The sequence below is a fragment of the Rhodoluna sp. genome, from assembly GCF_044232805.1.
Taxonomy (GTDB): Bacteria; Actinomycetota; Actinomycetes; order Actinomycetales; family Microbacteriaceae; genus Rhodoluna.
The window spans coordinates 1-13337 of record NZ_JBIILG010000034.1; the positions used below are offsets into that span (position 1 = coordinate 1).

12 protein-coding genes and 1 pseudogene are annotated in these 13337 nt (G+C 48.4%); 7 read left to right on the plus strand and 6 right to left on the minus strand.

Features of this window, described 5'->3' with window-relative positions; all coding sequences use genetic code 11:
• The coding region (gene hutU, locus AC9UES_RS05120; protein WP_509527277.1) for a urocanate hydratase at positions 1-1458 on the minus strand (1458 nt) is incomplete at its 3' end.
• A gap of 94 nt (positions 1459-1552) precedes the next feature.
• Here hutU and AC9UES_RS05125 point away from each other — a divergent pair.
• Entirely contained in the window at positions 1553-2437 is an 885-nt protein-coding gene (locus tag AC9UES_RS05125) for an arginase family protein (RefSeq protein ID WP_509527279.1), read from the plus strand.
• On the opposite strand, the gene AC9UES_RS05130 is transcribed toward AC9UES_RS05125, so the two are convergent.
• The 3 genes from AC9UES_RS05130 to AC9UES_RS05140 form a co-directional block, all read right to left on the minus strand.
• On the minus strand, positions 2434-3792 hold the full coding sequence (locus AC9UES_RS05130; protein ID WP_509527281.1) for an aldehyde dehydrogenase family protein: 1359 nt from the start codon (positions 3790-3792) through the stop codon (positions 2434-2436). The two genes, AC9UES_RS05125 and AC9UES_RS05130, sit on opposite strands and share 4 nt — an antisense overlap.
• A 3-nt stretch (positions 3793-3795) precedes the next feature.
• Positions 3796-4044, minus strand: a complete 249-nt coding sequence (locus AC9UES_RS05135) for a hypothetical protein (protein ID WP_509527282.1) — start codon at positions 4042-4044, stop codon at positions 3796-3798.
• A 71-nt stretch (positions 4045-4115) separates the two neighbouring features.
• The gene (locus tag AC9UES_RS05140) at positions 4116-5603 is read right to left on the minus strand and encodes an APC family permease (protein ID WP_509527284.1); all 1488 of its coding nucleotides are present in this window, start codon (positions 5601-5603) and stop codon (positions 4116-4118) included.
• Between the two features lie 166 nt (positions 5604-5769).
• On the opposite strand from AC9UES_RS05140, the gene AC9UES_RS05145 reads away from it, so the two are divergent.
• Entirely contained in the window at positions 5770-6582 is an 813-nt protein-coding gene (locus AC9UES_RS05145; RefSeq protein WP_509527286.1) for an acetoacetate decarboxylase family protein, read from the plus strand.
• A 10-nt stretch (positions 6583-6592) separates the two neighbouring features.
• On the opposite strand, the gene AC9UES_RS05150 is transcribed toward AC9UES_RS05145, so the two are convergent.
• A complete protein-coding gene (locus AC9UES_RS05150; protein ID WP_509527288.1) occupies positions 6593-7945 on the minus strand; it encodes a glutamine synthetase family protein in 1353 nt (450 codons plus the stop codon).
• A 120-nt stretch (positions 7946-8065) separates the two neighbouring features.
• Here AC9UES_RS05150 and AC9UES_RS05155 point away from each other — a divergent pair, with 120 nt between their 5' ends.
• On the plus strand, positions 8066-8773 hold the full coding sequence (locus AC9UES_RS05155) for a type 1 glutamine amidotransferase (RefSeq protein WP_509527290.1): 708 nt from the start codon (positions 8066-8068) through the stop codon (positions 8771-8773).
• Here the strand turns inward: AC9UES_RS05155 and AC9UES_RS05160 are convergent.
• Positions 8766-10001: a cytochrome P450 gene (locus AC9UES_RS05160; protein WP_509527292.1), complete on the minus strand. Its 1236-nt coding sequence runs from the start codon at positions 9999-10001 to the stop codon at positions 8766-8768. The two genes, AC9UES_RS05155 and AC9UES_RS05160, sit on opposite strands and share 8 nt — an antisense overlap.
• A 154-nt stretch (positions 10002-10155) precedes the next feature.
• Here AC9UES_RS05160 and AC9UES_RS05165 point away from each other — a divergent pair, with 154 nt between their 5' ends.
• The 4 genes and pseudogenes from AC9UES_RS05165 to AC9UES_RS05180 all read left to right on the plus strand — a co-directional run.
• Entirely contained in the window at positions 10156-10656 is a 501-nt protein-coding gene (locus AC9UES_RS05165; RefSeq protein ID WP_509522946.1) for a MarR family winged helix-turn-helix transcriptional regulator, read from the plus strand.
• Positions 10657-10748: 92 nt separating this feature from the next.
• The gene (locus AC9UES_RS05170) at positions 10749-12215 is read left to right on the plus strand and encodes an aldehyde dehydrogenase (RefSeq protein WP_509527293.1); all 1467 of its coding nucleotides are present in this window, start codon (positions 10749-10751) and stop codon (positions 12213-12215) included.
• Positions 12216-12218: 3 nt separating this feature from the next.
• The gene (locus AC9UES_RS05175; protein WP_509527295.1) at positions 12219-13127 is read left to right on the plus strand and encodes a DODA-type extradiol aromatic ring-opening family dioxygenase; all 909 of its coding nucleotides are present in this window, start codon (positions 12219-12221) and stop codon (positions 13125-13127) included.
• Positions 13120-13337, plus strand: a pseudogene (locus tag AC9UES_RS05180) (fumarylacetoacetate hydrolase family protein); the annotation flags it as partial. The gene AC9UES_RS05175 and the pseudogene AC9UES_RS05180, both read left to right, overlap by 8 nt.

Here is a 13337-nt window from a genome sequence, read left to right on the forward strand (position 1 = left end):
GTGGTGGATAGAAACCCACGAAGCACCGGAAGCGATGTTAATCATGGCGTTTAGTAGTGGCCAGTCTGCAATTGCATCAGAGCCATCAACCATTGCTTCTGACTCTCGGTATGGGCTTGCTACCGATCCACAGTCCAAATGGTCGCGACCGATAACAATTGGAGCAGAAACTTCACCTTTTTTGACTAGGTCGTTAAATACCGCTCCGGCTTTGTCTCTTTCGCCATAACCGAGCCAGCAGATTCTTGCAGGAAGACCTTGGAACTGCACACGGTCTTGAGCCATCTTGATCCAGCGGTGAAGGTGTTCGTTTTCAGGGAAGAGCTCCAGGATGGCCTGATCAGTGCGATAAATGTCTTTTTTGTCTCCAGAAAGCGCTACCCATCTAAATGGTCCTTTACCTTCGCAAAACAGAGGTCTGATGTATGCGGGGATGAAACCGGGGAACTTGAAGGCGTTTGAGTAACCGCCTTTTCTGGCTTCATCTCTAATGGAGTTTCCGTAGTCAAAGACTTCGGCTCCCTTGGCCATGAAGCCAACCATGGCTTCTACGTGCTTAGCCATGGAGGCCTCAGCGCGCTCCGTGAACTCCTCAGGCTTTGCCTCAGCATAAGCACGAGACTCTTCAACGCTAATTCCTTCGGGAATGTAGTAAAGCGGATCGTGAGCAGAGGTTTGGTCGGTAACGATGTCGATTGGAACATCGCGCTTTAGAAGCTCCGCAAAGATTGTTGCCGCGTTTCCAGCGAGACCAACAGAGATTGCTTTCTTCTCGGACTTGTAGCGCACTACTCGTTCGATTGCATCGTCCAAATTATCTGCAAGCTCATCTAGGTAGCGATCTTGAATTCTTCTACGAAGACGTGATTCGTCAACGTCAACAATCAAACAAGTTCCCTCGTTCATGGTTACAGCAAGTGGCTGTGCTCCACCCATACCGCCACAACCACCAGTCAAAGTAAGTGTTCCGGCAAGTGTGCCACCAAATCTTTTTGCAGCAACCGCTGCAAAGGTCTCATAAGTTCCCTGCAAGATTCCTTGGGTGCCGATATAGATCCAAGAACCTGCGGTCATCTGCCCGTACATTGTTAGTCCCAGATGCTCAAGTCGTCGGAACTCTGGCCAGTTAGCCCAGTCACCAACCAAGTTGGAATTTGCAAGTAATACTCGCGGTGCCCACTCGTGAGTTCTAAAAACACCAACTGGTTTTCCAGACTGGACCAGCATGGTCTCGTCGTTTTCTAAGTTGGTGAGAGTCTTAACAATCGAATCAAAGCTGGCCCAGTTTCGAGCAGCTTTACCGCTACCGCCATAAACAATAAGTTCTTCTGGATACTCAGCAACAGCTGGATCTAGGTTGTTGTGAAGCATGCGAATAGCTGCTTCTTGACCCCAACCCTTGGCGGTCATGGTTGAGCCGGTGGCTGCGTGAAGTGCGCCACGTGTTGCTTGGGTCATTTGGTTCCTCCATCAACTTTGATGTTTTCTTGTGCCTGATAACAGGGTAATCTCAAATCAATTCGAGTATTACCCAGTCTGGATTGGAGCGGAAATGGCCGAAGATCCGCTCTGGCCAAGAGCTTCCAGCTGGCTACAGCCAGCTGGCTCTGAGAAGGCTGAGATTGGACTATTTGGGGTTCTAGCATCCGAGACATCCATTTCCGCTACCGGAGCCAATGCCACCCCAGCTGAAACTCGAGTCGCGCTAGCCAGGTACTCAACTTTTAGCCACAGCCAAAACCAAGATCTAAGGCAGCTTGGTTTTCTAGATTTTGGTGACTCAGAAACTCCGGATTCAAAAGATGGGGAAGAGAGAACCAAAGCTCTCGCAAACAAGGTTTCCAATCAAACAGATTTATCAATTGCACTCGGTGGTGATAACTCAATTACCTATGCCGTGATGAGTGGGGTTTTTGGTGAAGAGCTTTCTTCTGCAGGATTGATAACTTTGGATGCCCACCATGATTTACGTGACGGCGTATCCAACGGTTCGCCAGTTAGACGATTAATCGAGGCAGGGTTACCTGGATCAAGCGTTGTGCAAATCGGGATAAACGATTTTTCCAACTCCCCTGAATACGCAAAGCGAGCCAAAGATTATGGAATATATGTAATTCCAAGATCTGCTCTTAGAAACAGGTCTGTTGAAAGTGTCTTTCGTGAAGCCCTTGATTTTCTTGGAGACAAGAAATTGCATGTGGATATCGACATGGATGTTTGTGATCGGTCTTTTGTTCCTGCTTGCCCAGCTGCAGCCCCAGGTGGAATTTCGGCAGATGAACTACGACAATTTGCATTTGAAACTGGAAGAGAAAAGCAAGTTAAATCTGTCGACATCACTGAGATCGACGCAATGGCTGATAGTGCTGATGGCAGAACTGTTCGACTTGGAGCGCTTACTATTTTGGAGCTTGCGAGCGGCTACCTCAGTCGCTAGTTATCTTGATTGAAGAAAACAACCTTTTCTTCAGTGAAGTGAAGTGGTGCATCTGGGCCAAGCTCGCGTCCCATGCCTGACTGTTTCATTCCCCCGAATGGGGTGTGGTACCTAAGAGATGAATGAGAGTTCACTGAAAGGTTGCCGCTTTGAACTTCCCTGGAGACCCGAATTCCCCGACCTAAATCACGAGTCCAAATCGATCCAGAAAGACCGTACTCTGTTCCATTTGCCAGCTCAATAGCGTCCTGTTCTGTTTCGAAAGGGTACACAGTAACCACCGGCCCAAAAATCTCTTCCGCCATGCATTTATCCGTTGGGCTCTTAGCGAGCACGACTGTTGGAGCAAACCAAAAACCTTTGCCAGTTGGAGCGCTTCCTCGAAACGCAACATCAGCACCTTCTAAAAAACTGCTCACATTTTCGCGGTGTTGTTTACTCACCAAAGGACCAACTTCAGTCCCGATTAGGGAAGGGTCACCGACCTTGACCGCCTTTACTACTGGTTCTAAAGCTTCCATGAATTTTTCGAATACAGTTTTTTGCACCAAAATTCTTGAACGTGCACAGCAGTCCTGACCGGCATTTTCAAAGACCGCGTAGGGGGCACTTCTTGCTGCCTTCTCGATATCGGCATCTTCAAAGATAATGTTGGCGCTTTTGCCGCCGAGTTCGAGAGTTACACGTTTGATTTGATCGGCGGCACCGCGCATGATGTGTTTTCCAACTGCCGTGGAACCAGTGAAAACAATTTTCCCTACTTTTTCGTTGGTGACTAGGCGATCTCCAACAACAGTTCCTTTTCCGTTGAGCACCTGAAATAAGTTCTCGGGTAATCCTGCTTCTAGTGCTAGCTCGGCTAAGCGGATTGAAGTAAGTGGTGTCCACTCAGCAGGTTTTAGAACAACAGCATTTCCAGCAGCCAAAGCAGGTGCCATCCCCCAGCCTGCAATGGGCATTGGATAGTTCCAAGGGGTAATCATTCCCACAACGCCTATTGGCTCATGGAATGTGACTGCGATCCCACCTGCGACCGGGATTTGCTTACCCATGAGCCGCTCAGGGGCTCCGGCGTAATAATGCAAAACGTCTCGAACGTTCTTTGCCTCGTACCGAGCTTGGTCGATTGGGTGCCCAGAATTTCTAACTTCTAGCTGGGCTAAGTTTTCGTTGTCGACATCAACTGCCAGAGCAAATCTTCTGAGCAACGTGGCACGATCGCTTGGCGCAAGAGCCGCCCACTTCTCCTGAGCTTTTACCGCTTTGTTGATGGCTTCGTCCGTTTGGCCAACGTCGAGGTGCTCAATGGTTTCCATTGACTCTTCGGTTGATGGGTTTATTAGCGTGTAACTCAAGCTCTATTTATCTCCAGAAATAATCAACTTGGCACGATGTATGGCGCGCACCAGTTCAGGCTGACGAATTCCTAGCGCTTGTGAGACATCTGAATAAGTTCTCTTATCCACCAAAATTGCCGTTGCCGCTTCAACCAATTCATGCGGTAAGGAGTCACATTTTTTCTTTAGGTCCGCTTTACTGAGACTGCCAATGAGGCTTTCATTAGCGCTCTCTTCGAAGGTCACATCAATATCGAAGTCTTGATCCATGATCATCGCCTTATTCCCAGGGGGAGGTGGCCAAGGATATTCCTTGGCCACCTAACCCAATGAGTGCTTTTCTAAGAAGCGAAGTCCCTGACTAGGGCATCGTTCTTGTTCTTTCTAGTTCCTGCAACAACATACCCAACGATCATCGCTAGGAATGGAAGCAGTACAAAGAACCAACCAAGGCCAGAAAGAGCCCAGGCTGATTCAGGTAGCGATGGGTCTACCCCATCAGCAGTCGTTCCGGCTAGCAAGTTGAACCTAGACATTAGTAGGTACAAACCAGCAAGCATCAAAACAACTGATGCGGCAGGAGCAATCTTTGAATTCCAAAGAGTTCCTCCGCCTGCTTTGTTGAAGTAAGCAATTACCGCAATCGAGACCAATACCTCAACCGCTACAACCGCAATCACGGCAATTCCGCTCATCCAGCTGAACAAGTTAAGGAATGGGTCTAGTCCTGCAGCTGCAAAGATCACAATTACTGCACCGGCAATTATGGAGGTTAGAAGTGCGCCGTTTTGTGGAGCACCTGCTTTGTTGGTCTCGCCTAGCATCGACGGCATTACGCCGCCTCTACCCATGGCAAAGAAGTAACGAGCTGCTGCGTTCTGGAATGCAAGCAATCCAGCAAACAAGCTGGTGATCACCAGAATGGCCATTACTAGCACTAGCTCAGGAGATACATACTCAGCAGCAAGGCTAAATAGCACAGCTGCTGGATCTGCCAGACCTGTAGAACGCTCAATTACCTGATCTATGAGCTGGGTGCTACCCATTCCAACAACCATCGCAAATGAAACAAGAGCAAACAAACCAGAGATGATTCCAATTGCCCAGTATGTGGCTCTTGGAACATCGCGCTTTGGATTCTTTGATTCCTCACCGTAAATAGCAGTTGCTTCAAAACCAATAAAGGAAGCAAAAGCGAAAGCTAGTGCGATACCCGCAGTTCCTGCAAACCCACCGGCGAATACCAGAGCTGGGTTGAACGAAGCGTTGAAATCAATTGGCTCAGGTCCACCGTTGCCCAAAATAGCTAGCGCGGTGATGATGAGTGCAAGTAGCTCGACGCTCAGAAGAACACCAAGAACTTTTGCTCCAATATCAACACTTAGTAGCGAAAGTAGCGTTACGACAACCCATGAGATTAACGCCCATGCCCACCAAGGAAGGCTAAGTCCAAACCCGGCTGCGGTGAGTGAAATCACCAAACCAAAGAAGCCATAAATAGCTAATTGAATTGTGACGTACCCAATAATCGATGCATAGGCAGATGCAACTCCGGCTTTAGGCCCGAGTCCTTTTCCAACAAAAGCAAAGAATGCTCCGGCATTAGTTACTTTGCTGCTCATAGCTGCATAACCGACTGAGAAGACTAAAAGTGTTAGTCCTACTGCAAGATAGGCACCCGGTGTTGCAGAGCCGTTTCCTAGAAGCATCGCTACTGGCACAGCACCGGTCATACCGACCAGTGGGGCACTAGCTGCGACTACAAAAAACACGATGCCGACGACACCGAGTCGCCCCTTGCTGAGGGACTTGTTTGATCCTTTGGCCATTTGTTATGGCCCCCTTCCTCATTGAATGGTGAATCGTTCGTATCTAAACGATATGACTAATCTTGCCCTAATCGGGACTTTGGTCAAGTTCTTAGTCCTACAAACTTTGTCGAAAAATTGTAAAAAAGGCTCGTTTGTGCCCGAATGACTCTGTACCCTAGTGTCCATGAGTGAACTAAAAGGCTTTCTAGCCCCCAAAACCCCAAGTGGAAAAAGTGCCATTATTCCTGAGATGCCTTGGCTGTACTCAGGCACCCTACTTACCGTCGAGTACCTAACCGACCCGAAAAATGTTGCTGCTCTTCTTCCAGAAGGTGTCGAGATAGCAGACGAGCAACCCGGTGCAGTTGCAATCATTTGGGCTGATTGGCAGTCCTGTTCAACTTCCAAGGCTGAACTGTTAGATCCAGTGCGATCACAGTATCTAGAAACATTTGTTGTAATTCGTTGCAAGTACCAGGAGGTTACTTATTCTCGTTGTGTTGCAATCTGGGTCACTAAAGACTTTGCGATTGCCAGAGGTTGGTTCCAGGGTTACCCTAAAAAACTTGGAAACATCGCTGTCACTAGAGTTTTCAATAACGGACAGGCAACACCAAAACTTGAGCCTGGCGCAAAACTTGGAGCTAGCGTTGCTGCCTACGACCACAGACTAGCGAGCGCGATTGTTACTTTGAGACAGGAGTCTGACAGCAACGGTTTTGTCAACGGTCACAAGATGCTTCATAGCCGCTGGATGCCGTCAATTACTCCTGGAAAAGGAAACTCTTTGGATCAACTAGTTTCTCTTGGTTCAAGCGATGCTGAGATTGGTGCCACTTGGAGTGGCGATGCTGAACTTATCCTCGGAGATTCACAATGGGATGAACTAGGTTCAATTCTTCCAGTTCAGAAAATCCTTGGTGGTTACTACCGCGAACTTGGAGTCACTTTCGCAGGCGGAAACTTAGTAGCAGACTTTTCTGATCCAACCGTATAAAGCTTTTGCTTTAGAAATCAGACATGTACTCTTTGACTTCCCAATCGGTAGTCTCTCGGGTTTTTGGGTCTGATACGGCCTCTTTATAGCGACGAACTTCGTCTCGCTTTAGAACATCAAACACTTCGACAATTGGCCCTTGAAGTATGTCTCTTAGGACAGTATCTTTCTGCAAAGCATCAAGCGCTTCTTCCAGGCTCATCGGAAGAACTGGTGCTGACTCGTTATCGTAAGACATACCTACAACTGGCTCAGGTGCTTCTAGCTTGTTCAGAATTCCATCAAGACCAGCAGCCAGAATTGCAGCTGTCATCAAATAGGGATTTGCGGCACCATCGGCAACTCTTACTTCAAGCCTGGTTCCAGATCCTCGCTCAGGCGGGATTCGAATCATTGCCGAACGATTGTCGAGTCCCCAGTTGGCCCGATAGGGAGCCAATGTGTCTGGACCCAGGCGCTTGAACGCATTGATTGTTGGGTTGCAAATTGCAGTCAGGGCGTGAGCGTGTTTTAAGATACCCGCAATCATGTTCTTGCCAACAGCGCTCAAGTGCTCACCGCCATCGTGCATGACGTTCTTGCCCTTTAGGTCTTCGACTGAGAAGTGCAGGTGGAATCCGCTGCCACCTTCATCGCTCCAAGGCTTACCGCAGAAGGTCGCATGCTGACCGGCTCGAGCAACGACTTCTTTGATTGTGGTCTTCATCAGAAGTGTTCTATCTGCTGCGTCAAGAGCTGGGCCGTGCCAGAAGTTAATTTCATATTGGCTTGGACTGAATTCGTGATTACCAGCAAAGATTCCGATGTTCATCTGGTCAAGCATTCTCAGTAGGTGAAGGAAGGTCCCCTTAGGATCAGTCACAGAACCTGTGGTGTAAGCCTGACCTGTTCGCTCAATAGCTCTTTTGTATTTGCCGTTTTCATCCTTCTCCGCGATGTAGAACTCCAGTTCCGGACCGACGATGGGGTTGAGCCCGAGATCTTTATATTTCTGGACCATGAGTTCGAGGATGTTTCTCGGTGACAAAAGGTTCTTTGATCCGTCTGGATTATTTGCTCCCGCGACCACATAAGCCACGCCTGGTTCCCAAGGAAGCTCTCGCCAAGATTCTGGAACAATCTGAGAAATGAAGTCTTGCAGTCCGTCAGTAATTATGTTTTGCGCATCTAAAACATCACCACCTGTTGTGGTAACCCAGATACCCTGACAGAAAGCTGGGCCACCGTGGGAAATCTGGTCCAGTTGGGAAACCAATATGTCCTTGGCTCGGACTAATCCGATGATGTCCAGGTACACAACCCTCAGTACATCGATGTTGGCGACTTTGAGTTCTTTCTGAAGCTGCTCCAGTGACTTACTCATTTGATACTCCTTTGTGGCAATGACTATTTGATTGAATCGTTAGGTATCTAATGAGATACTAGAGCCATCCAGCATAAAGTCGGAAGCATTTAATTCAACGTTGTTTTTGGGAGTCTGATTTTGAAGGCGCTATTCATTCAGCACGATCACGTCAGCCCTATTGGACCTGTTGGTGAGAGACTGGCCCAACATGGCTTTGAGATAGAGACTCAGCTTGTAGTGCCTGAGGACAGCTTTGAAAACCCCAACGTTGCCTTCGAGTTTCCAGACATAGATAATTACGACCTGATAATTCCCCTTGGGGCGCCCTGGGGCGCTTGGGATGACGCCTGTATTGGTAACTGGCTGCAACCAGAGTTGGCGTGGATCAAAAATGCCGTTGAGTCGAACAAGCCTGTTCTAGGGATTTGCTTTGGTGGACAGCTGGTTGCAAGAGCACTTGGCGGCTCCGTTACTAGGGCACCTAAGCCAGAAATCGGCTGGACCTACATTTGGTCTGAAGAACCCGGGCTTGTTTCAAACGGTCCATGGTTCCAATTTCACTACGACCAATGGTTGCTGCCAGCCGGCGTCAAAGAAATTGCACGCAACCCTGTTTCCTCACAAGCTTTTGTTGTGAATAAAACTTTAGGCGTCCAATTTCACCCGGAACTCGATTCCGCTGGCCTAAAAGGTTGGCTTGACTGGGGTGGAGCAAAAAAAGTCGAAGAGGATGGCCAAGACCCAAGTGTCATGATGAGGCAGACAATCGCCGAAAACGAGGCTGCTAAACAAAGGACATTTGAATTAGTTGATAACTTTCTTTCGAAAGTTGCCAAGCTTATCTGAGATGTACCTTGACCGGCATTCTCTTTATGCCGTGCACAAAGTTTGATCTCAGGTAGTCAATTTGTCCAGTTAACTCCACGCGGTCAATTCTGGAAATTAAGTCTTCAAACATAATCCGCATTTCGATTCGTGCCAGAGCATTGCCAAGGCACATGTGAGGTCCGCCACGACCAAAGGTCATGTGCTCATTTGGGTTTCTGGTGACATCCATCTTGTTAGGGTCAGAGAATATCTCTGAGTCTCTGTTTCCCGATGCAAACCAAGGTAGTACCTTCTGGCCCTCCTTGATTTTCACACCGTTGATCTCAACATCCTTGGTGGTTGTTCTTCGGAAGTGATAAACTGGAGACGCAAACCTGAGGAATTCTTCAACTGCCCAAGGAATCAATTCTGGTTTCTCCTGAAGTAATGCAAGCTGATCTGGATTCTTTATCAGATTGTTCATTGTGTGAGAAATCGTGTGGCGAGTGGTTTCGTTTCCAGCAACAACCAAGAGTAAGAAGTTTGTGTTGAAGTCTCGTTCAGACATTGGAATGCCATCTGATGGAACTCCATCTGCCAAAACTGAAACCAGATCTTTTCGACCCTTGCCTCTACGCTCAGCGGCTAGCGCCTGGCCGTATGCGAAAACCTCTAGTGCGGCAGGTGACCTAAATGGAACGAGTCGATACTTTTCCGACTCTGGATCCTCCATTAATACGTCTGCGTGCTCAGGGTCGGTGTTACCAATCATTCGGTTTCCCCAGTCAATTAGTTGACCAGTGTCTTCATCCGGAACGTCTAGTATTCGAGCCAGGACTCGGATTGGGAAGTCTGCGCTGACATCTTCCACGAAATCAAATTCGCCTTTGGCAAATGCATTATCGAGTGTTGTTGCAGTTAGTCCCCTTAGAAATGACTCGTACTTACTTACCGCTTGTGGAGTGAATTCACCTTGGAGCATTCTTCTTAGAGCACGGTGGCGAAGTCCATCGGTTTCAAGAAGTGATCGTCGAGCTTGTTCTTGTTCAGCGTCAACTTCTTCAAGGTTTGTGAATCGCTCTGAAGTAAATGTTTCGGAGTCACGCAAAACTTTGACAATGTCGTTGTATCGCATGATTGACCAAAACCCATGGTTGGGAGCAGCCTCTTCAGAAAAGTGTGGCTTTCCGGTAGCCCTCACATCAGCAAACGCATCCCATGGGGCACCTTTGGAGAAAAGATCAAGGTCGGCAAAGTTATAACTCATCGTTGAGCTCACTCTCAGTAGAGATTGTTTGGACGCTAATAATCTACACATTGCGCTGAGCTTTTGAAACAAATTACCCAAAAGTAACGAGCAAAACTTTCTCTTGCTCGGCTATTGTCGTAGCTAGATAGCTAATAACGATGCGGAGAATTTGATGTCTGGAGCTCACACCCTCAATGAGACGGAGCGGCAGGTCGAAAACAAGCTCTCGGGCATGACCTTGGACTTTGACTCCATGGCTGCAGTAAGTAACATCTTCCGCGCTGCCAATGCCACTAGGAACTACTTGGAGAGGACTGTACTTGCTCCTCATGGGCTTTCCTGGACTGGCTTTGTTGTGCTTTGGGTGTCATGGATTTGGGAGCCCATAGAAACAAGGGTTATCGCTCAAGAAGGTGGCTTTTCGAAGGCTACCCTTACGGGTGTATTGCAAACCCTTGAAGGCAAGGGTTACCTCAAGAGAGACCCTGGTTCTGGGGATAAACGATTGGTGATTGTTACCTTGACCCCAAAGGGTAGAAATCTCATGAAGAAGCTTTTTCCCGATTTCAACGCCCACGAGCAGAAGGTTCTGAGTGGGTTTAACAAGGCTGAAAAAAGGGAATTGACAATAGCGCTCAGGAAAATAACTTCCTTTACCGAGTCCCAGGACTAGAGTCACCGGATCGTTACAAATTGCTGTTGGCCTAAGGGCTGCGGGTAGTTTATTGTATTGTTAGTATCCGAACGAATTGCAAAGGGGCAATTGTGACTGAAACTGTTCAGCTGGCGGGCCTTACGGTAGACACCCGTCACTTCATCGGTGGCAAGCGAATAGCTTCTTCCGATACGCTGGACGATTTTTCTCCAATCGATGGCACTTTGCTTGCGAAGATTTCTAGAGGTGGGCAGCACGAGGCTGACTTAGCGGTAGCGGCAGCTCGCGGTGCTTTCCCCGAGTGGTCAAAAATGGGGCCTAAAAAACGCGGTGAACTACTACACCGATTAGCTGATTTGGTGGAAGAAAACCTTGAACCACTAGCGAATCTCGAAACTCTAGACAACGGATCATTGCTTAGATCTCACATTCGTGGAGTTATGCCGAGAGTTGCTCTAAACCTTCGATTCTTTGCCGACTGGGCAATTAATGATCTGCATCATGACAGTTGGGAAACACGGGGACATACCAACAATATTTCCTGGGACCCTTCAGGTGTTGCGGTGTTGATCACACCCTGGAATGCACCGCTCATGCTTGCCACCTGGAAAATTGGTCCTGCATTGGCTGCTGGAGACACAGTTGTTCTAAAGCCAGCGGAGTGGACACCACTGTCTGCTTCATTCTTCGCAGACCTAACAGTAAAAGCTGGTTTTCCAGCTGGGGTGTTCAATGTAGTGCAAGGTCTTGGAGCTGAGGTAGGTAACGCACTGGTTTCCCACCCGGGTATCTCAAGAATCTCCTTTACCGGCTCTGTTCCAACTGCCAAAAAGATTGCTCACGCGGCTGCTGATAACCTGACACCTGTTTCTTTCGAGCTTGGGGGTAAGTCACCAACAATTGTGATGCATGATGCAGATCTTGATCTTGCCGCGACGCTAGCGATTGAGCAATACGATAACGCAGGCCAAGTTTGTCTGTCTGGAACCAGATTGCTGGTGCATGAATCGGTTGCCGAGGAGTTCTCTAAGAAATTTCAGGAAAAAGCCTCAGCTCTCAAACAAGGTGACCCCAGAGACCCTGCTACCGACATCGGACCCCAGATTCACCCTGTTCATTTTGAGAGAATCAAGGGGTTCGTAGACCGCGCCAAGAAGGAAGGGTTTAAGGTCGTTATGGGTGGGGAGCCAAACAGTGAATTAGGTGGGTTGTTTTTCCGACCAACACTGATTTCTAACCCTCCACTAGGCTCTGAAATCGTGACTTCCGAAATATTTGGACCAGTCCTCACGATGCAGACTTTCAAAACAGACGAGCAGTTGATTGAGATGGCAAACAACACCGAGTTTGGCTTGGCCGCTGTTATTGTTTCCGGTAATCGCGAGCACGCAAAACGAATTGCTGATGAAGTTGTTGCTGGGACCATTTGGGTGAACTGCTTCTTTGTTCGAGACCTAAAGGCTCCTTTCGGTGGCTCCAAGAAATCCGGAATCGGCCGCGAGGGCGGCAATTGGTCCTTTGATTTTTATGCAGATGTAAAGAACACAGTAATTTCACCTAATGGATGGAAGGAATAGATCATGGGAAAAGTAGTTGGGGCTGCAATTTTGGCTCACGTACCAACAATCATGCTGCCCGAAAAAGTTCGCTATGACCTAAATGATGGCAAAGAGATTAGCTTGGTGCCAGGTCTAAAGAAATTTCGCAAAGAAGTAATGGAGACCTTGGATTACGACACAGTAGTTGTGCTCGATAGCCATTGGGCTACCACTGTTGAATTTGTGATCACCGCACAAGCGGAGCGTTCAGGACTGTTCACTTCCGAAGAGCTACCTAGAGGTATGTCTCAGGTTCCCTATGCGTTCAAAGGTGATCCGGAGCTTGCCATGGCCGCTGCGAAATACGATGAAAAGAACGGAACCTGGATTACACCAATTAGTGATCCGCATCTTCCAATTTTTTACGCAACCGTAAACCTGTGGCACTACCTGGGTCGTGGTCTCGACAAGAAGTGGGTGTCTATTTCTGTCTGCCAGACCGCAACAGCTGAGGATTTCCTGCGTGCCGGTCGGGCACTTGGGGAAGCAATTCGCGACACCGATCGCAAGGTTCTGCTTCTAGCTTCCGGTGCGCTTTCCCACACTTTCTACAAACTTCGCGAGCTTCGTAAGCACGAGTCATCCGACCCTAGCCACATCTATTCGGAAGGTGCGCGTCTTGCCGATCTTGAGCGTATTGAATGGATGAAGCAGGGTGACCATGCTCGAATCTTGGATACCATGGATGATTTCAAGAAGTTCAAGCCTGAGGCAAACTTCAGCCATTGGTTGACTATGGCTGGCGCAACCGGTGAGGGCGATAACACCGCTAAGGGCGTTATGTACTCCGAATACGAAAACTCCATTGGCACAGGACAGGTTCACGTTTACTTCCCTGAGCCTGAAGGCGGTTTCCCGAGACCTAAGGACCTGGTTCTATCCCGTGACTGAATATAGAAGGATTCTGCTCGAGGGGGCAGCCGTTCAAGTAATTCGCGAAGGCGAGGAGCTTGTGGCTGCCGATGGCCGCAGAGTAAAGATCGCTGAAGCGATTCACTTAGCGCCTTCTGAGCCAACCAAAATTCTTGCGGTGCACCTAAATTACCGGTCTCGAAGTGACGAGTTTATGACCAAGCTGCCGGATGCTCCGACTTACTTCCA

Coding starts and splice junctions, on each gene's coding strand:
- AC9UES_RS05125 (WP_509527279.1), top strand. CDS start 1,553: ATGGCCGAAGATCCGCTCTGGCCAAGAGCTTCCAGCTGGCTACAGCCA.
- AC9UES_RS05135 (WP_509527282.1), bottom strand. CDS start 4,044: ATGGATCAAGACTTCGATATTGATGTGACCTTCGAAGAGAGCGCTAAT.
- AC9UES_RS05140 (WP_509527284.1), bottom strand. CDS start 5,603: ATGGCCAAAGGATCAAACAAGTCCCTCAGCAAGGGGCGACTCGGTGTC.
- AC9UES_RS05145 (WP_509527286.1), top strand. CDS start 5,770: ATGAGTGAACTAAAAGGCTTTCTAGCCCCCAAAACCCCAAGTGGAAAA.
- AC9UES_RS05150 (WP_509527288.1), bottom strand. CDS start 7,945: ATGAGTAAGTCACTGGAGCAGCTTCAGAAAGAACTCAAAGTCGCCAAC.
- AC9UES_RS05160 (WP_509527292.1), bottom strand. CDS start 10,001: ATGAGTTATAACTTTGCCGACCTTGATCTTTTCTCCAAAGGTGCCCCA.
- AC9UES_RS05165 (WP_509522946.1), top strand. CDS start 10,156: ATGTCTGGAGCTCACACCCTCAATGAGACGGAGCGGCAGGTCGAAAAC.
- AC9UES_RS05175 (WP_509527295.1), top strand. CDS start 12,219: ATGGGAAAAGTAGTTGGGGCTGCAATTTTGGCTCACGTACCAACAATC.